Origin of the sequence: Oceanobacillus timonensis, from assembly GCF_900166635.1 — a bacterium.
Classification (GTDB): Bacteria; Bacillota; Bacilli; order Bacillales; family Amphibacillaceae; genus Oceanobacillus; species Oceanobacillus timonensis.
Map to the genome: position 1 here is coordinate 3,390,675 of NZ_LT800497.1, position 25,341 is coordinate 3,416,015.

At 39.2% G+C, this 25,341-nt stretch carries 23 protein-coding genes; 1 reads left to right on the forward strand and 22 read right to left on the reverse strand.

Annotated elements, in window-relative coordinates:
- Positions 1–144 precede the first annotated feature (144 nt).
- Positions 145–1,335: an MFS transporter gene (locus B7E05_RS16555; RefSeq protein WP_425435116.1), complete on the forward strand. Its 1,191-nt coding sequence runs from the start codon at positions 145–147 to the stop codon at positions 1,333–1,335.
- Between the two features lie 28 nt (positions 1,336–1,363).
- Here the strand turns inward: B7E05_RS16555 and B7E05_RS16560 are convergent, their stop codons facing one another.
- The 22 genes from B7E05_RS16560 to B7E05_RS16665 form a co-directional block, all read right to left on the reverse strand.
- A complete protein-coding gene (locus B7E05_RS16560) occupies positions 1,364–1,804 on the reverse strand; it encodes a cytidine deaminase (protein WP_080875249.1) in 441 nt (146 codons plus the stop codon).
- Positions 1,805–1,964: 160 nt separating this feature from the next.
- Positions 1,965–3,323 carry a GntP family permease gene (locus B7E05_RS16565; protein ID WP_080875250.1) on the reverse strand — a complete coding sequence of 453 codons (1,359 nt, stop codon included), beginning with the start codon at positions 3,321–3,323 and terminating at the stop codon, positions 1,965–1,967.
- A gap of 28 nt (positions 3,324–3,351) precedes the next feature.
- Positions 3,352–4,500, reverse strand: coding sequence for a galactonate dehydratase (gene dgoD / locus B7E05_RS16570; RefSeq protein ID WP_080875251.1), 1,149 nt, complete (start codon positions 4,498–4,500; stop codon positions 3,352–3,354).
- A gap of 45 nt (positions 4,501–4,545) precedes the next feature.
- On the reverse strand, positions 4,546–5,175 hold the full coding sequence (locus B7E05_RS16575; protein WP_080875252.1) for a bifunctional 4-hydroxy-2-oxoglutarate aldolase/2-dehydro-3-deoxy-phosphogluconate aldolase: 630 nt from the start codon (positions 5,173–5,175) through the stop codon (positions 4,546–4,548).
- 12 nt (positions 5,176–5,187) lie between these two features.
- The gene (locus B7E05_RS16580) at positions 5,188–6,141 is read right to left on the reverse strand and encodes a sugar kinase (protein ID WP_080875253.1); all 954 of its coding nucleotides are present in this window, start codon (positions 6,139–6,141) and stop codon (positions 5,188–5,190) included.
- The gene (locus B7E05_RS16585) at positions 6,142–6,903 is read right to left on the reverse strand and encodes an IclR family transcriptional regulator (RefSeq protein ID WP_080875254.1); all 762 of its coding nucleotides are present in this window, start codon (positions 6,901–6,903) and stop codon (positions 6,142–6,144) included.
- Between the two features lie 176 nt (positions 6,904–7,079).
- Positions 7,080–7,766 (reverse strand): C-terminal binding protein, encoded by a 687-nt coding sequence (locus B7E05_RS16590; protein ID WP_342745004.1) that lies wholly within the window; start codon positions 7,764–7,766, stop codon positions 7,080–7,082.
- Positions 7,742–8,050 (reverse strand): Rossmann-fold NAD(P)-binding domain-containing protein, encoded by a 309-nt coding sequence (locus B7E05_RS22600; protein WP_342745005.1) that lies wholly within the window; start codon positions 8,048–8,050, stop codon positions 7,742–7,744. Before B7E05_RS22600 ends, B7E05_RS16590 begins: the two co-directional genes overlap by 25 nt.
- Before the next feature lie 190 nt (positions 8,051–8,240).
- Complete coding sequence (locus tag B7E05_RS16595; RefSeq protein WP_080875255.1) at positions 8,241–9,194, reverse strand: GNAT family N-acetyltransferase; 954 nt, start codon at positions 9,192–9,194, stop codon at positions 8,241–8,243.
- A gap of 67 nt (positions 9,195–9,261) precedes the next feature.
- Positions 9,262–10,137: a MurR/RpiR family transcriptional regulator gene (locus B7E05_RS16600; protein ID WP_080875256.1), complete on the reverse strand. Its 876-nt coding sequence runs from the start codon at positions 10,135–10,137 to the stop codon at positions 9,262–9,264.
- Positions 10,138–10,222: 85 nt separating this feature from the next.
- Positions 10,223–11,374: an exo-beta-N-acetylmuramidase NamZ family protein gene (locus B7E05_RS16605; RefSeq protein ID WP_245833132.1), complete on the reverse strand. Its 1,152-nt coding sequence runs from the start codon at positions 11,372–11,374 to the stop codon at positions 10,223–10,225.
- A gap of 18 nt (positions 11,375–11,392) precedes the next feature.
- Positions 11,393–12,010, reverse strand: a complete 618-nt coding sequence (locus B7E05_RS16610; RefSeq protein WP_080875258.1) for a YesL family protein — start codon at positions 12,008–12,010, stop codon at positions 11,393–11,395.
- Between the two features lie 43 nt (positions 12,011–12,053).
- The gene (locus B7E05_RS16615) at positions 12,054–12,941 is read right to left on the reverse strand and encodes a carbohydrate ABC transporter permease (RefSeq protein ID WP_080875259.1); all 888 of its coding nucleotides are present in this window, start codon (positions 12,939–12,941) and stop codon (positions 12,054–12,056) included.
- Positions 12,942–12,954: 13 nt separating this feature from the next.
- Complete coding sequence (locus tag B7E05_RS16620; protein ID WP_080875260.1) at positions 12,955–13,902, reverse strand: ABC transporter permease; 948 nt, start codon at positions 13,900–13,902, stop codon at positions 12,955–12,957.
- Between the two features lie 76 nt (positions 13,903–13,978).
- Entirely contained in the window at positions 13,979–15,598 is a 1,620-nt protein-coding gene (locus B7E05_RS16625; protein WP_080875261.1) for an extracellular solute-binding protein, read from the reverse strand.
- 73 nt (positions 15,599–15,671) lie between these two features.
- A complete protein-coding gene (locus B7E05_RS16630) occupies positions 15,672–17,285 on the reverse strand; it encodes an extracellular solute-binding protein (protein WP_080875262.1) in 1,614 nt (537 codons plus the stop codon).
- A 218-nt stretch (positions 17,286–17,503) separates the two neighbouring features.
- Positions 17,504–19,096, reverse strand: a complete 1,593-nt coding sequence (gene nagZ / locus B7E05_RS16635) for a beta-N-acetylhexosaminidase (protein WP_080875263.1) — start codon at positions 19,094–19,096, stop codon at positions 17,504–17,506.
- A 32-nt stretch (positions 19,097–19,128) separates the two neighbouring features.
- Entirely contained in the window at positions 19,129–21,006 is a 1,878-nt protein-coding gene (locus tag B7E05_RS16640; protein ID WP_080875264.1) for a beta-N-acetylhexosaminidase, read from the reverse strand.
- A 393-nt stretch (positions 21,007–21,399) separates the two neighbouring features.
- Positions 21,400–22,128: a YqjF family protein gene (locus B7E05_RS16645; RefSeq protein WP_179134563.1), complete on the reverse strand. Its 729-nt coding sequence runs from the start codon at positions 22,126–22,128 to the stop codon at positions 21,400–21,402.
- Positions 22,129–22,244: 116 nt separating this feature from the next.
- Positions 22,245–23,153 carry a DMT family transporter gene (locus tag B7E05_RS16650; protein WP_080875266.1) on the reverse strand — a complete coding sequence of 303 codons (909 nt, stop codon included), beginning with the start codon at positions 23,151–23,153 and terminating at the stop codon, positions 22,245–22,247.
- 569 nt (positions 23,154–23,722) lie between these two features.
- The gene (locus B7E05_RS16660) at positions 23,723–23,998 is read right to left on the reverse strand and encodes a hypothetical protein (protein WP_080875268.1); all 276 of its coding nucleotides are present in this window, start codon (positions 23,996–23,998) and stop codon (positions 23,723–23,725) included.
- Positions 23,999–24,496: 498 nt separating this feature from the next.
- Entirely contained in the window at positions 24,497–25,330 is an 834-nt protein-coding gene (locus tag B7E05_RS16665; protein WP_080875269.1) for a sulfurtransferase, read from the reverse strand.
- Positions 25,331–25,341: the final 11 nt, after the last annotated feature.

Genomic DNA, 25,341 nt, shown 5'->3' on the forward strand with positions numbered 1-25,341 from the left:
CTTTTTCAATGCGTTACGCTTTCACTAATCTGAAAATTATTTCTTTATTTTTCTTAAACAGATGCCTAGACAACAGGCCTTGTATCCTCTAATATAGGAACAATGTTTCGCGAAAAAACGAAAAAGGGAGTGTTGAATATGACAATGAAATTCTCTCGCAGTACGATTTTGACTGTATTTATGATTGGCACATTCGCGATTGGGATGACAGAGTATGCTGTTACTGGACTATTAACGCAATTTGCTGCAGATCTGGATGTAGCTGTTTCGACCACGGGATTACTGCTCAGCGTTTACGCGATCAGTGTTGCTATCTGTGGGCCGGTACTCCGGATACTGACAGTTAAATTTTCGCCGAAGCCCTTATTAATCGCACTTATGTCCATTTTTATAATAAGTAACATCATTGCGGCAACAGCACCAAATTTTGAGGTACTGCTTCTTTCCAGGCTGCTTTCTGCAACAATGCACGCGCCATTCTTTGGGCTATGTATGAGTATCGCAGTTGACATTTCCAAGCCCCATAAACGTACCAGCGCCATCGCTGCTGTACAAGGCGGATTGACAATTGCGATTATGCTTGGAGTTCCATTTGGCTCGTATATCGGCGGTGTTCTGGACTGGCGTCTGGTGTTCTGGTTTATCGCATTAATGGGACTCATCAATTTAATTGGTCTCATCATTATCACACCAAATGTAAAACAAAAAGAAGTACCTAAGCTGAAAAATGAGCTGACTGTTTTAAAAAATAAAAATGTCTGGATGCTGATTGCTGTTATTGTCTTCGGTTTTTCCGGCGTATTTACCGCCTATACATTCACAGAGCCGATGCTCCAAGAAATTGCGGGCTTTAATGTAACAAGTATTACGATTGCTCTCTTCTTATTTGGAACAGGTGCTGTGATAGGGAATTTTGTTTCCGGAAGTATTCAACCTGAAGTACTGACAGAACGTTTAATTCTAGCAATGGCTATTTTAGGAAGTGTCCTGATTGCTTTCACTTTCTTGTTGGCAAGCCCAATTTTTGCTTATATTGCCTGCTTCTTATTTGGTGCTGGGACATTTGGAACCACGCCGATATTAAACGCAAAAATTATTTTGGCAGCTACAGAAGCGCCAGCCTTGTCCGGAACCATTGCAGCATCAGTATTTAATTTATCAAACTCCATTGGAGCAACATTGGGAAGTCTCTTATTGACCAATGCATTTTCATTCAGAGAAATCACTTTTATCGCCGGCGGTATGATTTTCTTTGGAGTACTGTTGTTGTTTGTGACGCACAAAGTGGAGGATAAATCATTATTCAGGACTGTTGAAGAAGCATATGATTCTTAATGAATATCTGCAAAAGACGACCAACCTCTTATATATGCTGGTCGTCTTTTTTCGTTTCAGCTTCGTTTCCGTTTTCATACGCTTTATACCAATGATGCGGCTGCAATTCTTTCAACGTTTTAAATATTAATTCATTATTCGCATTCGTTACTGCCGCTTTCACCTCTTCTCCCCAGTAAAAAAGACGCTCCTGACAAACCCCGCACGGCGTTAAAATGAGAAATGCAGCTGTTTCATCTTCTCTGGCAACACAAATGGAATGTGTTATTTTTGTATTTAATTTATGAGCTTCCAAAATAGCTCCTGTTTCCATACAAAGTTCTGTCGAAGCATTGAGGACTTCCGGAGCTACACTTGTTAATACTTGACCGGATTCAGTATGCATTGCAGCTGCCCCGCCCCATCCGGATGGGTATCTCTTTTTGATTAAGTCTACTGCAGCTTGGTATAGTTGTTGTTCTACATTCATATAAATTTCTCCTATTTCCGTATTTTATCGTGTTTATACTTCTTTTATCATAACAGGACTTCTTTAAAACGAACAAACAAAGTTTTTAGAAAAAAAAACGTACTTTTCCTAATAAAGAAACGTACGTCAACAAATAGTAACCTTTTATCCAAGCTATTGATTATGAAATGAAAAAGCTTATGATAAATACAACCAAGAATCCTACTCCCCCAACAATCGTTTCCATCACAGTCCATGACTTGAGCGTATCTTTTTCCGACATGGCGAACAAGCGGTTAACAAGCCAGAAGCCGGAATCGTTTACGTGTGATAGGACAGTTGATCCAGATGCAATAGCGATCGTAATCAATGCGAGCATTGGTTGTGACGGATTAGCCATTTCCAGGATAGGTGAGACTAATCCTGCTGCTGTAATCATTGCGACAGTTGCTGAACCTTGAGCAACACGGACAAATGTCGCAATAAGGAACGCAAGCAATACAAGCGGGAATCCGGAAGCAGCCATGATTTCTCCCATCACATCGCCGACACCGCTTTCAATCAGCACTTCTTTGAAAACACCGCCTGCTCCTGTTATCAAAATAACAATTCCTGCAGGTTCCAGTGCTTTTGTTGTCATGGATTGCATTTCATTTTTCGTCATACCACGCCGTTTACCAAGAAAATACATCGATAAAAGTGTGGCTATGATTAAGGCGACAAATGGATGTCCAATAAACGTAATGACTTCTTTGAAAATACTATCATCCAGTAAAACGTCACCTGCTGTGTTGAATAAAATTAAAACCAACGGTGAAAGAACTAAGAAGCAAATTAAACCAAAGCTAGGGAGAGATTTCTTCTCTTCACCGGCTTCTTTTCTTGCTGCCTCTTCCTCTGCAATGTGTTCTGGAACATCAACATAAACTCTTTTTCCAATATAACGACCGAATAACGGCCCGGCTATAATCATAGATGGAATACCGGCAATAATCCCAAATAACATTACCCAACCTAAGTCGACGCCAAGTACAGAGGCCACTGCAATCGGACCAGGTGTCGGCGGGATAAACGCATGCGCTACTGCCAAGCCTGCTAAAAGCGGAATCCCGTAGTAAAGCAATGACTTTTTTGTACGCATCGCCAAACTATAAAGAATAGGAATCAGAATAACCAGGGCAACATCTAAAAATACAGGAATAGCTACAATAAATCCTGTTAAACCCAGTGCCCACTGGGCCCGTTTTTCACCAAATTTATCAACGAGGGTAAAAGCCAGACGCTCTGCACCCCCGGAAGCTCGGAGCACTTCTCCAAACATGGCCCCAAGTCCGACTACAATAGCTATAAATCCTAAAGTACCCCCCATCCCGTCTTCCATTACTTCTAATAAGAAACTCGGTTCCATCCCTGTAAAGATACCAATGAGGATACTAGCAATGAGCAAAGCTAAAAAAGCTTGCATTTTGGAATGCATAATTAAATATAGTAGAACAGCAATCCCTAAAATGGTTATTAATATTAAACCGGTTGAAGACATTTATTTCCCTCCCTTTTATACTTGCTTCTTACCACTCAGCTACACTATTATCTTGATGACGCCAAATCGGATTTTTCCAATTATGGCCTTGCTCCGCCATCTCACGTACATATTCCTCGTTGATTTCAATTCCTAAACCAGGGCGATCCGGAATATCAACATAGCCATCTTTATATTTGAATACGCTATCATCTTTTAAATAATCTAATAAGTCAGAGCCCTGATTATAATGAATACCCAGACTTTGTTCCTGAATAAATGCATTGTGACAGGTTGCATCTACCTGTAAACAAGCTGCTAAAGCAATCGGGCCTAAAGGACAATGCGGTGCAGCTGCTACATCAAACGCTTCTGCCATCGATAAGATTTTTTTGTTTTCTGTAATGCCACCAGCATGCGATAGATCCGGCTGGATAATGTCAGCATACCCATCTGTTAATAGATTTTTAAAATCCCATTTCGAATACATTCTTTCACCTGTTGCTATCGGAATGACGGTATGATTAGCAATGTCACGCAATGCTTCATTATTTTCCGGTAAAACAGGTTCTTCAATAAACATCGGACGGAATGATTCTAGTTCTTTAGCCAGCACCTTTGCCATTGGCTTATGAACGCGTCCATGAAAATCAATCCCTATTCCAATATATGGACCAACCGCTTCACGAATAGCGGAAACATTCGCTAAGACACGATCTATTTTTTCATAAGAGTCGATATATTGCAGTTCATCCGTGCCATTCATTTTAATGGCGGTAAACCCTTTATCAACTACTTCCTTGGCAGCTGCTCCAACGTCCGATGGCCGATCTCCGCCTATCCAAGAATACACTTTAATAGATTCTCTCGCTTTACCTCCAAGCAGTTGATGGATTGGAACGTTCAAATATTTCCCTTTGATATCCCAAAGTGCCTGGTCAATACCTGAAATAGCACTCATTAATATCGGTCCGCCCCGATAAAAGCCACCACGATACATCACATTCCAATGATCTTCAATCTGCAACGGATCTTTTCCAATTAAGTACTCCATGAGTTCCATAACTGCAGCTTTTACCGTAGCAGCTCGTCCTTCAATCACCGGCTCTCCCCAACCAGTAATTCCTTCATCTGTTTCTATTTTTAAAAATAGCCATCTTGGTTGTACTTGAAACAATTCATAATTTGTAATTTTCATAACTGTCTACCATCCTTTTGTGATTATCTGTATGACAAAAATTTTTTATTCTGCAGATACTTTCTGAACAAATATTTGTGCTTTTTCAGTCAGTTTCTGCACATATGCTTCATTTACTTCCTCTTTTGTATTCACAAGAGAACTGCCAATTCCAAATGCAACTGCTCCAGCCTTTTGAAAGTCACCAATATTTTTTTCGTCCACTCCCCCCGTTGGTACCAAGGGAATATGGGAAAGCGGTCCGCGGATATCCTTGATATAACCCGCTCCAATACTTGCCGGAAACACCTTTACCAAATCTGCTCCTGTTTCATAAGCTGTCAGAATTTCTGTCGGCGTAAATGCTCCGGGAATACTTACTTTTCCGTAGCGTTTTGTTATTTTTATGGTTTCTTTACTGACTGTTGGCGATAAAATAAAATCTGCCCCTGCATCGATGGCTGCTTTTGCAGACTCCGGATCTAAGACCGTTCCAGCACCAACTTTCATTTCTGCTCCAAATGTTTCCTTCAACTGTTGAATTCCTTCGATTGCACCCGGAGAATTTAATGTCACTTCAATAAGACGGACACCTCCTTCTTTTAGAGCTGCTCCAATTTGTAACAAATCTTCTTTCTTTGCACCGCGAATAATCGCAATAATTTTATGATGATAGATTGTCTCCAGTGTATTCATAAAGATTCCTCCCTATCGATTGACATCATCCTGTAAATTAGATTCCATAAATTCCTGTAGTTGCTTTCTAATCGGCAACCCTTCTATATCACCATCAACCTGCGTTACTAAAGCCCCCATCGCACAAGCGCGTTTTACCGCATCTTCCCAAACTAATCCGTCTAGCAATCCTGATAACAATCCTGCTGCAAAACCATCTCCCGCTCCAACTGGATCAACGACATAAGGAACGGCATAAGCATCTACAAAACCACTTATGTCTTTATTTGCATAGTACGCTCCCTTTTCCCCTAGTTTGACAACGACTGCTTCAGCTCCAAGATCTCTGCAATATTTACTTATTGCCACTGCATCCGTTGTATCAAATAAAAAATCCCCTTCTGATTTTCCTGGAAGCACAATATCCGATAAGCCGATGATTCTTTTGATTTGTTCTACGCCCCTCGTTTTATCGAGTAATTTTTTCCTGATATTTGGATCGAAAACAATGGTTACTTTTTCTTGCTTTGCCTTATGAAGAAGTGCAAAGACCGCTTCCTCACAAGATTGGCTTAAAGCAGGAGTAATCCCTGTTAAATAGAGATACTTTGTATGGGAAACATCAATGTTTTCCATATCCTCCGACGTCATTTTGCTGGCAGCGGAGTCTTTTCTATAATAAAAAATCGAACTTGTTTGCGCGTTTGTTTTTTCTTTTAGGAAAAGACCCGTAGATGCTTCCTTATCTTGCTTGACATACGTGGTATCTACACCTTCTCCTCTTACAGCGCTTACAATTTTTGCACCGAGTTCATCATCACCTACCCGGCTGATCCAGCTGGTCTGATGGCCAAGCTTCGCCAGACCTATTAACGTATTCGTTTCTGCACCAGCAATTCTTGCAGAAAAGTCATTTGCATACCGCAATTGTCCACTTGTCTGTGGAGAAAACAACACCATCGTTTCCCCAATGCTTAAAACATCCATTTATACACCTTCCTTCCTCACATACCCCAGCTTCGCGGAAATAGCTGCAGCTTTTTGTTGTAAATGTTTCATGATAGTGTCTTTCTGTCTCAGCATTCTTTCCTTGGGTCCGGCCACACTAACCGCTGCTTGGATAACGCCCTTCATATCAAATATTGGTGCTGCTAAACAGTAAAGACCGTCTTCATTCTCCTCATCATCAATGGCATACCCTTGCTGTTTATATGCTTGCAGTTTTTTCTCTAATTCTTCTTTGTCTGTAATGGTTTGATCGGTAATCGCTTTCAATTCAACAGTATTTAAATAATTCACCCGGTCAGCTTCATTCATAAATGCAAGGTAAGTCTTTCCAAGCCCTGTGCAATATAGCGGCTTCTGCCCGCCTGGATAAGCAGAGGTTTTGATGGAGCGGTTGCTGTCAATCTTCGCAACATAAACCAATTCTTTATCTGCTAATACTGCCATAAATACTGTCTCTTCTACTAATTCCATTAATACTTTTAAAGATGGATAGCCTAAAGAAGATATATCTAAAGATTCCATTGCTGCATTACCAATCGGAATCAGTTTTGGTCCTAAAGTAAAACGATTTTGCTGATTAACAGATAAGTAGTTTTCATGAAGCAGTGTTTTAATTAATCCTGACGTACTGCTTTGTGGCAGCTGCAGCGTTTCACTAATTTCTTTAGTGGTCATTCCATCCATATTTGCACTTAATAATTCAAAAATCCGTAAAACACGTTCCGCAGACTTTACTGACATATATTCACCCCTAATCACATATGTGATTTAAAATCTTGTATATGATTTTATATTTAAACTTTAACACGTCTTTTTTTAAATAACAACTTTGAATATATTTCCATCTGTCATACGAACTAAAAAGTGGCTTACTACTTCAAAATGTAGAAAGCCACTTTTTGTCATTCTAGTTACTTTTATAATTTTCGGGGAAGCACGATGTATTTAGGTTCAACCCCTGTTAGAACATCTGCCACATTCTGAGCTGTTTTGGTTTTTAATTCTTCCTGCGCCTCAACAGAGTGCCATGCAGCATGCGGGTTAATTAGTACTTGATCCATTTTCAGTAATGGATTATCAGCTGAGATTGGTTCTACTTCGAGTACATCCAATCCTGCTCCAGCTATTTCTTTATTATGTAAAGCTTGAATCAAGGCTTTTTCATCAATTAATGCACCTCTGGAAGTATTCACAATAAATGCTTCTTGTTTCATTAATTTCAATTGTTCTTCACCAATCATATGGTACGTCTCGTCTGTTAACGGTGTATGAACAGAAATAAAATCACTTTGGTGTAATAAATCATCTAACTCTACCAATTCAACATTGTATGCTCTTGCTACTTCTTCCGATATAAATGGATCATAGGCAATGACCTTCAAACCAAAAGCCTGGCTTTTCTCTGCTACTCTTCGTGCGATATTACCAAAACTTAATAATCCCAACACACGGTCTCGCAAGCGAAAAATCGGCAGGCCAGCTTTAAAATCCCACTCTCCACCTTTTACTTGTTGATTAAATAAAGGTACTTTTCTAGCTAATGATAATAATAAGGTCATTGCATGGTCCGATACTTCGTCTAACAGTAATCGGTTACATTGCAAACGGTAATATTCTTCTCAGCTGCTGCATCTATATCAATCGTGTTAAAACCTACTCCATATCTAGCTACAACCTTACAGTTTGATAATCTTTCAATCACTTTGCGGCTAATTGGAGCATACTGATTAATAATCGCATCTACATCTTTAGCAGCTTCAATAACGTCCTCTTCTGTTTTGCATTGCGCATGGATAAATTCAACATCAGGAATAGATTTTCGGATAACCTTTTCCTCTATTTCTACGGAAGCGTATTCATAATCTGAAAATAAAACTTTGCATGTCATTCTATTGGGACCTCCTTAACAAATCCAATTTATACATTGAACTATCACTTATATCATATAATAAAAACGCTTTTCCATGAAGCTATTTTTGAATTGAATATATTTTTTGATTCATTGCTTAAAAGGGAGCAACTAATTTTCAGACATCTCTTCCTTTATACGGAGAAGAGGTGCCTGAAAAAACACGTACTTACATCTCTTTCTTATAAGCAGCATACGTTTTCCAAATGTCATACCCTAACTTATTATAAAACGCAACCAGCCCCGTCCAATCAATCACAATACGGGAAATACCCCGTCTTCTTAAAAAATAAATTCCTGCTTCGACAACAGCTAAGCCATATCCTTGACCTCGTTCTTTTTCATCCACTCCTAAAGGTCCAATACCGCCTAACGCCTCTTTAAACAGAGGGGCCCAGTACACATTTTGAGCGATTAAATTGGATTTGACATCATTCATTCGGCAAAACCCAATTATTTTTTGTTCTTTCTTCAGAATCGCAAATTCTCTTCCTGTCCCGCCCTGTTGAAAGTAATGAATCGCTTCATACTCCCACCTTCCTGGGAAACAGCGATGTAAAAATTCAAGAAATAATTCCTTATCCTTCAGTTCTAGAATGCTCCATTCTGCCCCTTCAATATTGGGTTTTTCTATTTCATCCCTATTGCGATATTTTCGAATCATATCGTGTTCTGTACCATTGTTTTCATATCCCTTCCGTTCGAACCAGGATTGCGTTTCCTTCCATCCTTCTGGAATACCGGGAAAATAATGCCACGGATCGCGTCCCAGCAGGATTTGATTTACACCAGCTTTCTTTAATTGCGACTCAGCATTTGCTAATAATGTTGAACCAATTCCTTGATTTCTCTGACCTTGTTTTACAAGCAGCACTTGAATCCAACCGATTTTCTCACCTATACCAACATCCAATTTTTCTTGATATCTTTTGGCAACAATAAATCCGACAACATGATTGTTATCATCTACGGCAATAGCTGAAGCTTGTTTACATATATTTTTATCCTTAAAACTATTTTGATTAAATAGCTCTTTCCTCATAGGAAATTCACTTCCAATTTCCTGGTTCCACAATAAAACAAGTGCATCTATTCGCTCGTCACTCCAATTCACTAACTTCATAATCAATTGCCCCTTCATTTTGATGATATTCATACTGTCATAACCACTACAGCAGCAATTCATTTTCTTATTTCTTTATTTTTTCATTTCCTTTTTTGAAGAAATCCACCGCATCTCTTGTTTCATCCAGGTACTTCACCGTTACAGGGTATTGCAATGTAGCGACACTCATAAACAAAATATCCATGACCTGCAGTTGGGCTATCCGGGAGGACGTAGCTCCACTTCGGAAAATAGGTTCTCTGGTCGTCGATGTATACAGTTTGATATCCGCGTGCTCCGTAACAGGCCATTTCCCGTATTTTGTTAAGCTGATTGTGTTTATCCCTCTTTTTTTGGCAAGATGAAGCATATTAGCAATTTCAATGGTTTCACCGGAAAACGAAATACCAAAAACAACATCGTTTTTATCCATATTGGCAATGACTGTTGCCGCCATATGCATGTCTTCAAATACATAGGCCTTCTTATTAATTCGAATAAACTTTTGAACTGCATCTCGTGCAATCATGCCAGATGCACCCACACCAATAAATAAAATGTTTGATGCATCATTCATCAATTGCACGCCTGTCTGCAGTTGATCCATATCGATTAAATGCGCTGTTTCCCTGATTGTTTGAATACTGTTATTGGTCATTTTATCAATAATAGATAATGGTGTTTCATTTGGATCAATATCCCGAAATCCGTCCTCTTCTGTTCTTTGTAAATCCCCTGCGATGCGGATTTTTAAATCATGGAAACCTTTCAGATTCAAAGACTTACATAAACGAATCACAGCTGCTCCGCTTGTTTTACTGCGTTTTCCAAGCTCCTTTGCGGTTAATGAAATCACTTTATCCGGGTTTGTTAAAATATAATCGGCTATCTTTTTTTCAGATGGCGGGAGACTTGAAATCATTTCATTTATTCTCGTTATTCCACCGTTTACAAAAGGCAATAAGATCAACTCATTTCTTTTTCTCTCTTCTTATACATAGCCATATCTGTTGGTGCATGGAATCGTTTGGTCCGCGTCATCGTTCTTAACAATACAATAAATACTTTTCTCTCGTTTTTTGAAATGCTTCCAATTCTTGTTGACTTTCTTTTAAATAACGATCCGCTTCTCCAGCAGTGATATATTGTCTTAACCGCTTGGTTCCTGCCAATAAGTCAAAGAAATACTTCCCATTTTCATTTTGGGTGAATTGGAATTGGTCTGGATAGACCATGGCGATTGTTTCGACTAAGGTAACACCTGCTTGTAAAGCGTGAAGTGCATCGCGATTTTCGATATGAAGCTGTACACCACCACAGACTTCCCCTTCATATTTTTGGTAGGAAGGAACAAAAGAGATAGGTCGGACAAGCACTCCAGGTATATTTTTTTCATTGTATCCTTTCGCAAGCTTCTGTCCGTCTATAAAAGGAGCTCCAATCCATTCAAATGGTTTGGCTGTTCCCCTCCCTTCCGATACATTCGTCCCTTCGATAAGACAGGTTCCCGGATATAAAATGGCCATATCAATGGTAGGTGTATTCGGAGATGGCGGAACCCAGTATAGATTGGTCTCATCAAAATACATCTTGCGTTTCCATCCTTCCATTGGTATGACAGAAAGGTCGCAGAAGTAAGCGAACTCCTTTTGAAATAATAATGCCAATTCTCCAACCGTCATGCCGTGCCGATTTGGAATGGGGAGTAAGCCGACAAAGGAACGCACATCTGGTTCTACCAAATTCCCCTCCATATTTATCCCGGAAATAGGATTGGGCCGATCAAGAACAATCAGCTTCTTTCCATATTCCTTACATGCTTCCATGACACTGGCCATCGTATAAATATACGTATAATATCTGGAGCCAATATCCTGTAAATCAAATACAAGCACATCTACATCGGCTACCATTTCTTGACTTGGTTTCCTGGTCTTCCCGTACAAACTGTATACTGGCAGCCCCGTTACGTCATCGATAGAAGAGAATACTTTCTCTCCTTCTTTTGCATCTCCGCGAATACCGTGTTCCGGAGCATATAAAGCAACCAGGTTTATTGCCGGATGCTCCGCAAACAAATCGATGGATGGTTGAAGCTTTTCGTTTACACCTGTCATATTCGTAACCAGGCCAACTCGCAGACTTTCCACTTGTTTATATTCTTTTTCTAAAAAGACATCCAGACCTAAACGTACCAAGATCGACACCTCCATTTTTTATGCAAGGCTTTCTTCCATTTTCGCAAATGTTAAATCGACTCCCCACATGAGAATATATGCAATCACGCTGCCCCCAAAGAAAAAGAGGACAGCAGGAATAGTCATCAACGAAAGGTAAATGAGCGCAATAACGATGCCAAGAAGAAATACCGTTAGTAAAGGATGCCCGATTCCAATAAGCAGTGCCCATTTGATATAGTCCAGCGGCCGTAATTGAAAATGGGCAAAAAGCGGAAAAAGATAAAGCGCGATGACAGCCAATAACAAAAATAAACCAACAACCGCAAAGCTTGCCATCGTATACGCGATATGTTCCTGTGTCCGCAAAATTTGAAATTCCATTGTCATGAGATACCCCGTTCCAGCCAGCATATATCCCAACACATTAATTTTCAAAAACTCTTTTTTATAAGACTTCCAAAAAACCTGGAAGACAGGAATATCTTTCTCACCATGAACCCACTTTCGCACCACTGCAAACATCGCTGCCGTAGCTGGAAAGAATCCAAGTAACCCTAATCCAAGCAGGGAAAAAGCAATCCATAGTAAATTGAGATAAGCAAACCTCGTAATCCATACAGCAAAACGATAATATCCGGCAACAAAACCATTCATCACTATCCCTCCCGTCTATCTCAAACGTCATTCCCGGTCTCCCTTATTCTTTAATAGACCCGATTAATACCCCCTGTACAAAAAAGCGTTGCACAAACGGGTAAACTAATAATAATGGCAGCGACGATACAATAATCACCGCATATTTGATCAGACCAGCTGTTTTCACCTGATCCACCAGAGATTCGGCTGACCCGCCCGGATCATTCAACTGCATTTGGTTCACAACAAGAATCTCTCTTAAAATCAATTGCAATGGGTACTTATCACGATCCGATAGATAAATCAAAGCGTTAAAATACTGGTTCCATAAATTCACTGCATGGAACAGTGCCATGACAGCAATAATCGGTAAAGATAACGGCAATACAACCCGTAAAAAAATATAGAAATCAGAAGCTCCGTCGATTTTGGATGCTTCGACTAATTGATCCGGAATACTTTGCTGGAAAAAAGCTCTTGCGACCAGAATAGACCAGGCTCCTACCACGTTGGGAATAATAATGGCCCACATTGTATCCAGCATTCCCAGTGATTGGACAACAAGGTAAGTAGGAATTAAACCGCCGTTAAACAGCATTGTAAATAAAATAAACCAGAGGATAAGCTTTTTAGCCATTAATTCTTTACGGGATAATGCGTACGCACATGGCAATAAAACAAATAAGTGAATAGCCGTTCCTACGAATGTGTAAATAATAGTATTTTTATAGCCAAGCCAAATGGCATCATTGGCAAAGACCCGCTCATATCCTTTAAATGTAATATCTACCGGCCAAAGCCACATTCTGCCGGAGCTGACTGCTTGCGGATCACTGATAGAGGCACTTAGAACAAAGATCAAAGGATAGACAATCAATACTAAAATAATGAGAAGAAATATGGTATTGATCCAGTCAAATCCTCTATCTGAAAGCGTAAACCTTTTCATCTTCTCCCCCTCCTTACCATAGACTGTTCCCGCTGACCTTTCTGGCTGTATAGTTAAATACGACTAACAATGCAATATTGATTGCTGAATCGAACAGCCCGATTGCCGCCGCAAAACTGTATTGCCCTTCCAACAGACCTGTTTGATAAACAAATGTCTGGATGACATCGGATGTTTTGGCATTCAAATTATTTTGCATTAATAGCACTTTTTCAAAACCGACGGTCATAAAGCTGCCAATGTTAAGGATAAATAACACAACAATCGTCGGCAAAATGCTTGGTATATTAATATGGAAAATACGCTGCAGCCTGGATGCACCATCCACCTTTGCCGCTTCATGTAATTCCGGATTCACTCCGGATAAAGCAGCCAGATAAATAATCGAGCCCCATCCAAGGGTCTGCCAGACGCCAGACCATGTAAAAATGTGCCGGAACCAGCTTGGACTCGTCAGAAAATCAATCGGACTTCCACCAAAAACAACAATTAGACGATTTACTAAACCTGTCGTAGGGTCTAAAAAGATAACAATCATTCCTACAACAACGACTACAGAAATAAAATGTGGTGCATAAGTTAAAGTTTGAGCCCATCTTTTAAATATGCTATTTCTCACTTCATGCAGAGAGAGCGCTAGAATAATAGGCAATGGAAATAAGATTAATTGATAGGCACTTAAAATCAATGTATTTTTAAGTAATCTCCAAAAATAATATGAATGAAAAAATCGTTCAAAGTGTTCGAATCCTATCCAAGGGCTTCCCCAGATTCCAAGGTTGGCGAAAAAGTTTTTAAAAGCAATCTGCACACCGTACATCGGTATATAATGCAAAACGATAAAATACGTAACCGCCGGAAGTAAGAAGATATATATTTGCCAATTTCGGGCGAAGTTCTTTTTCACTTGGCCCAATTTGCTTTGGGCTGGTACAGAAACGTTATTTTTTGCTCCCTTCATGCTTCAACCCCCTTCTATTTATCAGCGGATGAATAGCCATCCGCTGATAAAGTGAAACATTCCAAAATGAAAACTTTTAATTTTCTTTATAACGCTCATAGGCAGCCTGCTGGATTTCCATATATTCGTCATAGCCCATCTCTTGAATGGTTTCTACATAAGCATCCCATTCAGAGAAATCATTTTCTCCCGTAATAAAACCAGCCTGCATTTCTTCTACATACTTTTCTAAATCCGTTTCTAATACAGCGATACGGTCATTTTCCTCTTCCGTATACGTAAATGCCGGCCAAATCTCATCGATTAAATACGGCTCTATTTGTTCCGCAGCTTCGACATCTGTTGGGGCATTCTCTGAACCGGTAAAGTATTCATCTGTGACGATGACAGGGTGGTTACCGCCCGGGTTGATAATATATTCAGCCAAAGCCTGTGTCAGGGTTAAACCATCCGGGTTATTCGTTATTTCTTCTGTCAGTGTCGGGCCTTCTTCTGTTTCTTCATAGGTTTCTCCTTCAATGCCCATAAAGAACATCTTTTGACCTTCTTCACTCCAGAAATAATCAATCCATCTTAACGTCGCTTCCGGATTTTCATTTTCACTTGTGATTAGAAAGTTTCCTAATGAAAGAACCGGAGATGTTATTCCTGTATACATTTTTGTACCATCCGGACCTTCTAATGCATTACCAGGGATAAACTGTTCTCCTACTTCTTTTCCGTATAATTCCATCGGGTTATAGAATTGTACAGCACCATAGCGGTCATCTGCCGCACTAGCTAAATGTTGATCGACCTCTAAGGAATAAATATTTTGCTCGATTAGCTCTTCTTCGTAAAGCTTATTCAGATACTTCAACATTTCTTTATATTGATCATCAATGGGGTAGAAGCGGATATCGTCTGAATCTGGATCACTATCAATTAAAGTGTGTAGCTGGCCACGGTTTTGAACACCGAACGCTCCAGAAATCCAGTGAATGATGCGGGACATTTCCGCCACACTGCTTAATGGAATTTCATCATTTTCTCCATTCCCATTTAAATCAGTTTCTTTCACCGCTTTCAAATATTCATAGAACTCTTCGGTTGTTTCTGGATTATCCATATCTAATTGTTCCAACCAGTCTCCATTCACCCACCCCTTAGCACCAATTAATAAGGATGAAAAATCTGGTGAGTATACCGTCGGAATGGAATAAATATTTCCATCCGGGAATGTTATTCCTTTGCGAATATCCGGATTTTCATCCAACACTTTTTTAACGTTCGGTGCATATTCCTCGATCAAATCATTTAAAGGGATAAATGTACCCTGACTCCCATAGGTTTGAACATCGGAAATAGGCAGGTTAGCAGCATAGAAAACATCTGGTAAATCGCCGCTGGCAAGTGCCAGATTCCTTCTTTCTTCCAACCCATCCGCCGGCACCATGTTCCAGGTGATATCCATATTTGTCATTTCTTCATATTCATTCAAAAGTAAAACATCATTCCAATCATCCGCTGTAGTGGCTGCTTTGCCGGCAAAGATTTCTAATTCAATCGTGTCTTCCACAATAGGCATGCCTTCTGTATTTAAGTTATTTAATGCTTCCTCACTGCCGCCGACATCTTCCTTATCATCGTTATTACACGCTGATAGCGCGATTAGCGGCACAGCGGCTAAGACAATGAATTTCTTTTTGATTTTCACAGGAAATACCTCCTTTTAATAAGGCGGAAAGAGGGAAGATTTCTTCCCTTTTTCCACTTGTGAGGCTATTTATTTACTGTCCTTCTTCATAACGTTGAAGCGCTTTCTTTTGAATTTCCATATATTCATCAAGACCCATTTCTTCCAGTGTTTTTACATAATTGTCCCATTCATCAAAAGATGTTTCTCCTGTAACAAATTGCGCTTCCATCTCAGCGACGTACTTTTGAATATCTGCTCCTAAAGAATCCAAGGTTGTTTGCTCCCCTTCTTCATAGAAGAAAAACGGCCAAGGCTCTTCAATGAGGTACGGCGCTATGTTTTCCGCATTTTCCAGATCTTCCGGCTGAAATTCAGGCGCTGTCGAATATTCCGGGTTTTCGATCACTGGATGTCCTCCGCCCGGATTAATGATATAATCTGCCAATGCTTCTTGAACCGTTAACCCATTGGGATTATTCGTGATTTCTTCTGTTAATTCCGGTCCATCCGGCGTTTCTTCATAGGTTTCACCTTCTAATCCCATAAAGAACATCTTCGCTCCTTCATCACTCCAGAAATAGTCAATCCACCTTAACGTCGCTTCCGGATTTTCATTCACATTGGTAATCGAAAAATGTCCCAGACTATTTACAGGTGAAATCACAGAGGTAAACTGCTTCTCTCCATTCGGACCTTCCAGCGCATTCCCAGGGATATAACGGCCGCCCACTTCTTCGCCAAAATAGTCTTTCGGATTGAAGAAGTTCATCGCTGCATATTTTCCTTCTGTTCCATTTGCCAGAAAATGATCGACTTCAATCGAATAAATATTTTGTTCAATTAAGCCTTCTGTATACAGTTTGTTCATGTATTCCAGCAATTGTTTATACTCATCGGCTGTACGGTAAAAACGCAATTCCCCTGTTTCCGGGTCTTCATCAATGGAAGGATGTAAAATCCCTTTATTCGAGACGCCAAATGCGCCAGTGAGCCAATGGAATAAACGGTCCATGGACACACTGCTTAATGGAATCACTTCATTACCATCCACGGATAGTTCTTTTGCTGCTTTTAAATATTCATAGAATTCATCCGTTGTTTCCGGGTTATCCATCCCTGTTTCATCCAAAATCTCTTGGTTTATCCATGGCTTATCATCCATCAAGGATGTTGGAGATTCGGGATCTCTCAACCGGGGGATAGCGTAAATATTCCCGTCCGGAAACGTGATGCCTTGTTTAATCTCGGGATATTCTTCCAGATAAGCCTTAATATTAGGGGCGTATTCATCTATCAAATCGTTAAGAGGGACAAAAATCCCTTGCTGGCCATATTTATATAAATCAGAATTAGGCATATAAGAACCATAGAATAGATCGGGTAAATCTCCACTGGCAAGGGCTAGATTTCTTTTTTCTTCCAATCCATCAACCGGAACCTGATTCCAGTTCATATCGATATTCGTCATTTTTTCATATTCATTTAAAACAGGTACATCATTCCAATCATCTGCCGCTGAAGCTGCTTTTCCAGCAAATACATCAATTGTGATTTCTTCCTCTACAATCGGCATACCGTCTTGATTCAGATTTTCGAGTGCCTCTTCATTTCCCCCGGCATCTTCTTTTTCATCCTTACTGCACGCAACCAGCACGAATAAAAAAGAGATACATAATAGAAATAAGATTCTTTTATTCTTTTTCACTCAAAAACCTCCCCCGTATTATTTTTTATTTCTTTTTAATCATCTTTCTCTCAGAAAAACGCAAGGTATTTCTGTAACAGGTATTGCATTTATCCACTTCTGACGTGCTGAGCTACAATTCGGTTTTCCCGCACGACGCCTTTATTTAGCTCATCTTCCCCTCCTCCTTTCATGTTCTACTCCTTTGTAATAGATAAATAGCCTGCCTTATCATGTTCCTATCCTATTTTGACCGGCAGTGTGCCTCTAGCATTTTCTTTGCCAAAAATAGCTCCGGCAGCAACCTGTAATGCAGGGTCATTCCATTCATAGGTATTTATAAAAGTAGGAAGCTTATTTAGGTAATAAAAATCATATGGATTCCGCATCCCGACTCCAATAATATTGCTATTTACGTTTACTAATTGATGAACAAACGGGATAACAGGGCTATTTTCTGTTACAGTTACTGTCCCTAAAATGATATAATCCACCTGTTTAGCTGCTTGAAGGAGTTCTGCCATTTCCTGCTTCCGTACATTCTCGTCATAAACTTGCACAGATGCTTGAGGAACGTATTCTTTTATTGCAGAGCCAAGTGATTTCTGTTGCATATTTTTATCTTCTACTTGTGCCATAGGGCCATAAGCTGGTTCCAACACAAGGATGTTTAACGGCTTCTCTCCTTTTAACGGCAATAACTGATCATTATGAACGATGGTGACACTTTCTCTATATACTTTTTGAGCTAACTGATGATGTTCCTTTGCCCCAACCATTTGTAAGGCTTTTTCTTTGTTGGATAACGAGGCGTCCTTCCAAGTTGTATACTTTTCTTTTAATAGCTGAATACGCTGAAATGAGGCTTCGATACTGGAAGCTGACAACGCTTCACTTTCAACGGCAGCAGTAATTTCTTCTATCGTTCTTTTTTGAACGGGATACGTATGAGACACCATGACAAAATCAGTCCCTGCCTGTAACGCTTTTACTGCACCTTTTTCGGTTCCAATGGTATTGGATATTGCCTTCATCTCCATGCAATCTGTCGTAATTGCTCCTTGAAAGCCTAACTTTTCACGTAAAAGGTTCACATAAACTTGCTTTGATAAAGTCGCAGGGGTATTTGCTTGCGGTTCAATGGCCGGAAAATAAACATGGGCAGTCATAACAGCATCCGCGCCAGCTTGAATACACGCTTGAAATGGAACTAATTCCACGTTTTCCAGCTGGCCCATCTCATGGGATATCACTGGTAAATCTAAGTGGGAATCGACACTTGTATCCCCGTGGCCCGGAAAATGCTTTAACGATGTCATCACTCCGGCATCCTGCAGCCCTTTCATCATTGCTTCTCCAAATGCTGCAACCTTTTGAGGATTTTCATTGAAAGAACGGACACCAATAACTGGATTCTGTGGATTATTATTCACATCTAAGACCGGTGCCAAATTCCAATTAATCCCCAGCGCTTTTAACTCTCTTCCAGTGGCTAAGCCGACCTCATAAGCATATTGTGGTTTATCCGTTGCGCCCAGCGCCATCGCTCCTGGAAAAGTCGTCATTCCTTGATGTATTCTGCTGACAACGCCATTCTCCTGATCCAGACAAATCAATAAGGGCTTTTCATACCCAGCAGCTTTTGCTTCTTTTTGTAAGCTTGATGTTAATGAAAGAACTTCATCCGGGTTCCCGATATTTCGGCTGAACAAAATAATGGAACCGACATGATAATCATGTATCAATTCTTTTATTTCAGGGGTTATGGTTTTTCCGTTAAACCCAACCACGAGTAACTGACCTATTTTTCTTGCTAACGCTTGTTTGCTCACAAAACTTCCTCCTTCATTCTATTTCACAGAAATTATGATAAATGACCAGCTGTGACAATACGGTGGTATAAATTTCTGCCTAGTGACCCTGTCTGCATCGGATACGGGCCTTCAAAATAGAGCCGTTCTTCTTCCAGCTCATCAATTTTATTAATGTCTCCATCAATGTATTGATTAAGACGGTACATCACTGTTTCTATCCGTGCGAGTACGCCGCCGTACCGAATCTCAATAATTTCCCAGCCGAATGGTTTGTTAAAAGAAAACCATAAGGTACGATGCGTTTTCCGCAATGTGTAAACGCGTTCTTTTACTTCTTCTAAAATCGGAAGCATCTCTTGAAGCTTCTCTCTATTTTGCTTATCATACGTTTCTTTTACGTTTCTGCCTAATTCTGCCTTGATGCTGAGCACGTGCGATAATTGCTGGTAGAAATGAAATAATAAGCTCCAATTCGCATTTCTTTTTGCTGCTTGTTCCAACTTGGCTGTCAGAATCTCATAATGTTTGTTTAAGGAGAGACCTTTGATATTCTCATCATATAAACCAATCAATATATCTTGCCATAATAATAGCTTGGATGGATTAGAAGTCTGTAGATTATCTTTATCCACTCCGGGTGTTTCATCCAATTGATTGAAAAGCATAAAATCATCCAAATGAGCTCCTGTACAAAAATGAAATCGTTTCTGCAAATGCTCCTCTGAAAATGACGCATGATAAGCATGTTCGGCAAATAATTGTAAGACCGGTAAAGCGGTCATCATGGGCGTTTCTGCGCCATTATCGCCCCACATTGTCACGAAAATTTCCTGAACCTTTTCCTTTTTACACGCACGTAAAGCCGCTTCCGTTGTGGCAAAAGCTTTGCCATAGTTAGGAGAGATGCCATTCCACGTCCACACGCCGCCTGCAAATACAGGGTTATCTTTTAACGCTTTGTGCTTCCGAATAAACGTACGATAAAATTGTTCATCATCGTGATAATAATCCCAGTAGACAAGCTGCGTGTCCGGAATCGATGATACAACTGACTCTGGAATTTCCGATTCTACATCATAATATCCCCCATGCTTGGAGCCGAGGCGAAAATACATATCACTCCAAATCATTGGCTGCAGTTTTTTTCTATCTGTAATGGCTGTTACTTCTTGTAAATGTTTATTCATAATATCGAAGCGCTTTTCATATCCATGTTTATCCAAATACTTTCCTAATCCCAACTGGTGTGCTTCATCCATACCGATATGAATTCGTTTCGATTGAAAAGGACGACTGGCAGCTTCAATAAGATGCTCTATAAAAGTATACGTAGCCTTGGATCCCGCCAATAAAATATCTGCGGTATCACGGATAGGAATGGCATAATTCCATTTTAACGCTTCTGTTAAATGAGCCAGTGTTTGAATGCATGGAATCATTTCAATCCCTAAATTCGCTGCATACTGATCACATTCCCTAAGTTCCTCTTCTGTATATCTTCCACGCATATAGCCAAAATATGGGTATTCCTTCACCGTATATGTATCTTCTGTATATACCATCAACGTATTTAGCCCCATCATGGCTATGTTTCGTAATAGGTTTTTTATCCCGTCCACCGTCATCACTGCATTTCGCGAGGCGTCCAGCATTGCACCCTGCATCGTAAACTGGGGATATTCAACAAAGTTAAAATCTTTTTCTGCAGCAAAATGTTCCAGCCATAATCCAAGCCCTCTAAAAAAGTGAATTTTTTCTTGAAATAAGATTTCACCTTCCTGATTTTCATTTTTCACAGAAAGCGGCCCTTTTCTTTGGCTCACTTGAATGCGGTGCCCTTCTTTTGCTAATTCAATTCCCAAATCCTTTAAAAGCTGCTCTAGTCCTTTTTCCACTTGCGATATATCACCTGTTAAATGAAGTTTCATACCCGAACCAACCTCGCTTTTCTTTCATTTGGCATTATTTATCCGTTTTAGAACTTTATCGTACCAATCTGAACGTCGCAAGCTGCTCCTTTTGGTTTGTATTAGAATATGCTACTGAAAATTGAAATAGAATATCAGATTTTCATTCGAAAAATTGTTATTCTGTTTTATCCTGAATAAGTGTTTATGAAATCTCAAGGGAATATAAAACGTTTCATGATTAAATGAAGCGTATCCAAAAGATATAACCTGCCGAAGCAATAAAAAAGATGGCAGGATACGTTCCTGTCACCTTCATTTTCGCTGATACATATTTGAATGGTAATGAAATTCATGTACGGCTTACGTTTTAAACTTCAATACGATGTTTAAAAATAATCTCCTGATTCATCCCTACTTCATCTTTTTTATTATTCCATTGCGTGCAATCTTAGAACGGGCATAATGGATAACTGGATTCTCTCCAATAACCGCTTTGGATAAGAAAGAAGAAAAAGCTAGCTTATCTATATTTACCTTTGCATTCCTGACTTTCCACCGTTCATGCTGAATAGCCCCGCGATATAAATGATTCTTTTTATATGTCCAGAAAACATAGCGTTCCAGCAGCCAATAATCAAGACTCTGTCTTTCCGGATAAAAAGCCTCTCCAACAGGCGTATAGCTTGCATGAAATACGGCAGGCAGGTTTCCTTTACGTAAGCTGTCTAGATGATAGGTATCTGCTGATTGCTTCATCTTCATAGCTGCATGGAGAAAAGGAGCTTTTACTATTTTCCCTCCGAAAACAACAGATAATTTATTCGTATCCATTGTAAAGAAATAAACGCCTTTTTCCCCTTTTCGCTTCACATACGTTCTTACATTCAGCTGCAACATTGGATGCTGATAAGGAATGCTTGGCAAATAACGGATCCGGTTCTTACTCACTTTTAAAGCAACGATACTGATCCACGCCTGCCCATCATATGTATCCAATTCTAGTCCCTCTGGAATTTGACTTGTCAAAGCAACAGGTGATACCGGCAGGTGAATAAATAATAGGTGCTCCCATTTTTGAATCAGAACCCATGGGGAAAGAGGAGGAGCACCTGCTTTTTGTGTTGTTTTTTTAATGATCATATGGATTTTTTCCTGTTCATGTTTTTTGGACGTATACATACATTCCTTATTCTGAACAGCTTTGTACTCCATTATTCGCTCTGCTTCAAAAATAGTACATCACGATGCCCATCCATTCACTTAGCAACAAACTTCCCTCTTCGCTTTAATAATACATATTCCAACGTTCCTGTCCCGACAAATATCCCGCACAAGATGAAAACAAATCCAATGATGTGAAACAAAGTAAGGCTTTCATTTAAGAACAGTACCGAACCAATTATCGCAAAAAGCGTATTCAGATTCATAAATAACGTTGTTTCTGCAGGTCCAACCTGCTTAATCGCTAAATTATAAATGATATGTCCAAAGGCCGTACATAATAGCGAACTAAAGAGAAATACCAGCCCCAGTTTCCATGAAAACAGCGGCGTTAAATCAGAAACGGGATTATCAAAAAACTGACTTGTCAGGAAGATAAAAGCCGAGCCAATGAACAGCATAAAGCCTGTGCTCAATATCGAATCAAAATCATCATGGTACTTGCCTATTAAAATAAAGCTGAAGGCCTGCACTAAGACAGCCAAAAAGACTATCAAATCACCTATCGCTATACTATGAAAACCGCCTCCTGAGCTCGTTGTAAGGAAAATACCAGCAAATCCTAAAACAAATCCAAACAAACGTAATTTGGGAACACGCTGTTTTAATAATAAAATCGCTAATAAAACGGTCAATAATGGTCCTGTCCCTAAAAGCAAGCTGCTGTTCACACCAGAAGTATACTTCAACCCGACACTTAGCAGCGTATGATGGAGGACAACATTAAATATCCCGACATAAAGGATGACCTTCCATTCTTTTTTATTCGGCCACCGGAACAGCCCCATAAATAAACAAGTAAGCAGCACCGCAGCACCTGCAACAAAAATTCGGAGAGCGGTCACTAAAATCGGATCGATATCGGTAACTAAAACTTTAATAGCGGAGAGGTTAAATCCCCAAAATAACATGACAATAAATAAAAGAATATGTATTTTTTTCAATTGAACACCTGTTTTCTATGTAAAATACAGAAAATTTTAAAATAAATATATCTTCTATTAAACTATCATATTGGGTGGGGAATTTCAAAAGGGGTATTTTTGATTTTCTCATTCTAAAATAAAGATTTCCATTTATACAATTGGTATCAAGAAATTTTTTTAATAAATTCTACTTCCCTTTTAGGTGAAACACCATTAGATTGTTACTAAGATTATGTATATATCCTTTCTGCTATTCAACCAATTAGACATTTTATATCTGTTTGCTACAGACTACCAAGTTGTTGGAATTGATTCTATAGAAGTTGAAAACGGCTTATATAGTTTTTTGTTATTTATAATTAATTATGTTCATTCAAAGCACAGTATACTTCAAATGTTAGCTTCTTTTGAATTTTATTATGGATATTTATAATTAACGTAAAATTATTCTATCTTGATGGTTGTTATTTTAAAGAAAGGTTACTCATCAGTCATCATATTTCAGATGCGAGAACCTTTCTTTATGCTAGAATTTCTAACTAAAGGTTATAATATTCTTAAGATAATTGGTTTATATACAATTTTGATTATGCATTACTTCCATGATTTTCACCCTGTCCAGCCGCTTTACTAATTGTATCAACAGCACTCTCTATGTCTGAAAGGTTATCGTGTAATAACATATAAATAGCTATTAGTTTTCTTTGCACAGAGCCTTCTTTAATCAAAGAAGCTATTATTTCTGGATTTCTTTCTATATCTCGAATTAGTCCATCGAAAAAAAGCATTTGACCATTAATCACTTCTAAAGAAGCTAATGAAGCATTAGCTTTCTCCTCTATTTCCATTAGATTTCTTTGCATTTTTTCCCTCCTAAAATTTTATAGTATCATTCTTTTGATGCCATAGCTCTATAAATTATATTTTATAGAAATCAGCTAAAATTATTCTGTTATTCTATTTGGTAATAAGTTCCACCTAATCATCACAGAATAATATTTGCTTCATTAAAAAAAAAATTTTTGAGTTTATAATTTAATTACCTAAATGAGAGATGTTCTTATGTATGCTTTCTATTATAAATCTGAATCAAATTTAATTTCCTCTAATTGAAGGTTTAGAATAAAAATCATATCTACAAAAGATAAAATGGATTTTAAAAAGTTATACAAGGATAAAAAAAAGGGAGTAAAGGCCGCAAACAACAAAAGCAAATTATCTTCAAACGTCTTGGTATATGCTTTTTTAGATGAGAGATAAAAAAATAAGAAAAGCTAACAAAAGATAATCCAGTCGTTTGCATCATCTTTTGTTAGCTTGATAGCTATTCCCAATAAAACATCCTTCTTACTTGCTAAGAATTACTTTTCGATAGGTACGCCAATCATGCTTCCCCATTCTGTCCAGGAACCATCATAATTTCGCACATTTTCATAACCAAGCAATTCGTGCAGGACAAACCAAGTATGTGCTGAGCGTTCTCCAATCCGGCAATAAGTGATTACGTTTTTATCGGGAGTTATTCCTTTTTCGTTGTATAAATTCTTGAGATCATCAGCTGATTTAAACGTACCGTCCTCGTTTGTTGCAAGTTTCCAAGGAATATTGACAGCGCCTGGAATGTGTCCGCTTCTTTGCGCCGTCTCATTCATTCCCTGAGGTGCAATCATCTCACCAGAATACTCTTGCGGACTGCGGACGTCGATAAGAGCTGTGGTGGTACGAAGTGCTTCAGCCACATCAGATTGCAGCGCACGTTTGGATGCATCAGCTGTGTTTACAGGATATTCAACAGGTTGAATTGTAGGAACTTCTGTTGTATAAGAACGATTTTCTTCCTCCCATTTCACACGGCCTCCGTCAATTAACTTCAATTTAGAATGACCAAACATTTTAATTTGCCAGTAAGCAAAAGCTGCAAACCAGTTGTTATTATCCCCATATAGAACAATGGTAGTATCTGGGGTAATTCCCGATTTCCCTAGAAGATACGCCATTTGTTCCGGGGATAATATATCTCTGCGTACTTGGTCGTTCAGTTGCGTCGTCCAATTCCACGCAATCGCAGTTTGGATATGCCCCGATTTATAAGCACTATTATCTTCGTCCACTTCAACAAGCTGTACATCCGAATCCTCTTTGTGTTGATCTGCCCACTCTGTGGAAACGACTGCATTCGTTTGATACTCTGCCATTTCTAAAATCC

What these genes read in the sequence shown, in the direction of transcription:
- B7E05_RS16555 (WP_425435116.1), top strand. Translation starts at nt 145, where the DNA reads ATGAAATTCTCTCGCAGTACGATTTTGACTGTATTTATGATTGGCACA.
- B7E05_RS16560 (WP_080875249.1), bottom strand. Translation starts at nt 1,804, where the DNA reads ATGAATGTAGAACAACAACTATACCAAGCTGCAGTAGACTTAATCAAA.
- B7E05_RS16565 (WP_080875250.1), bottom strand. Translation starts at nt 3,323, where the DNA reads ATGTCTTCAACCGGTTTAATATTAATAACCATTTTAGGGATTGCTGTT.
- dgoD (WP_080875251.1), bottom strand. Translation starts at nt 4,500, where the DNA reads ATGAAAATTACAAATTATGAATTGTTTCAAGTACAACCAAGATGGCTA.
- B7E05_RS16575 (WP_080875252.1), bottom strand. Translation starts at nt 5,175, where the DNA reads ATGAATACACTGGAGACAATCTATCATCATAAAATTATTGCGATTATT.
- B7E05_RS16580 (WP_080875253.1), bottom strand. Translation starts at nt 6,141, where the DNA reads ATGGATGTTTTAAGCATTGGGGAAACGATGGTGTTGTTTTCTCCACAG.
- B7E05_RS16585 (WP_080875254.1), bottom strand. Translation starts at nt 6,903, where the DNA reads ATGTCAGTAAAGTCTGCGGAACGTGTTTTACGGATTTTTGAATTATTA.
- B7E05_RS22600 (WP_342745005.1), bottom strand. Translation starts at nt 8,050, where the DNA reads ATGACATGCAAAGTTTTATTTTCAGATTATGAATACGCTTCCGTAGAA.
- B7E05_RS16595 (WP_080875255.1), bottom strand. Translation starts at nt 9,194, where the DNA reads ATGAAGTTAGTGAATTGGAGTGACGAGCGAATAGATGCACTTGTTTTA.
- B7E05_RS16610 (WP_080875258.1), bottom strand. Translation starts at nt 12,010, where the DNA reads ATGAATGGTTTTGTTGCCGGATATTATCGTTTTGCTGTATGGATTACG.
- B7E05_RS16615 (WP_080875259.1), bottom strand. Translation starts at nt 12,941, where the DNA reads ATGAAAAGGTTTACGCTTTCAGATAGAGGATTTGACTGGATCAATACC.
- B7E05_RS16620 (WP_080875260.1), bottom strand. Translation starts at nt 13,902, where the DNA reads ATGAAGGGAGCAAAAAATAACGTTTCTGTACCAGCCCAAAGCAAATTG.
- B7E05_RS16640 (WP_080875264.1), bottom strand. Translation starts at nt 21,006, where the DNA reads ATGAAACTTCATTTAACAGGTGATATATCGCAAGTGGAAAAAGGACTA.
- B7E05_RS16645 (WP_179134563.1), bottom strand. Translation starts at nt 22,128, where the DNA reads ATGATCATTAAAAAAACAACACAAAAAGCAGGTGCTCCTCCTCTTTCC.
- B7E05_RS16660 (WP_080875268.1), bottom strand. Translation starts at nt 23,998, where the DNA reads ATGCAAAGAAATCTAATGGAAATAGAGGAGAAAGCTAATGCTTCATTA.
- B7E05_RS16665 (WP_080875269.1), bottom strand. Translation starts at nt 25,330, where the DNA reads ATGGCAGAGTATCAAACGAATGCAGTCGTTTCCACAGAGTGGGCAGAT.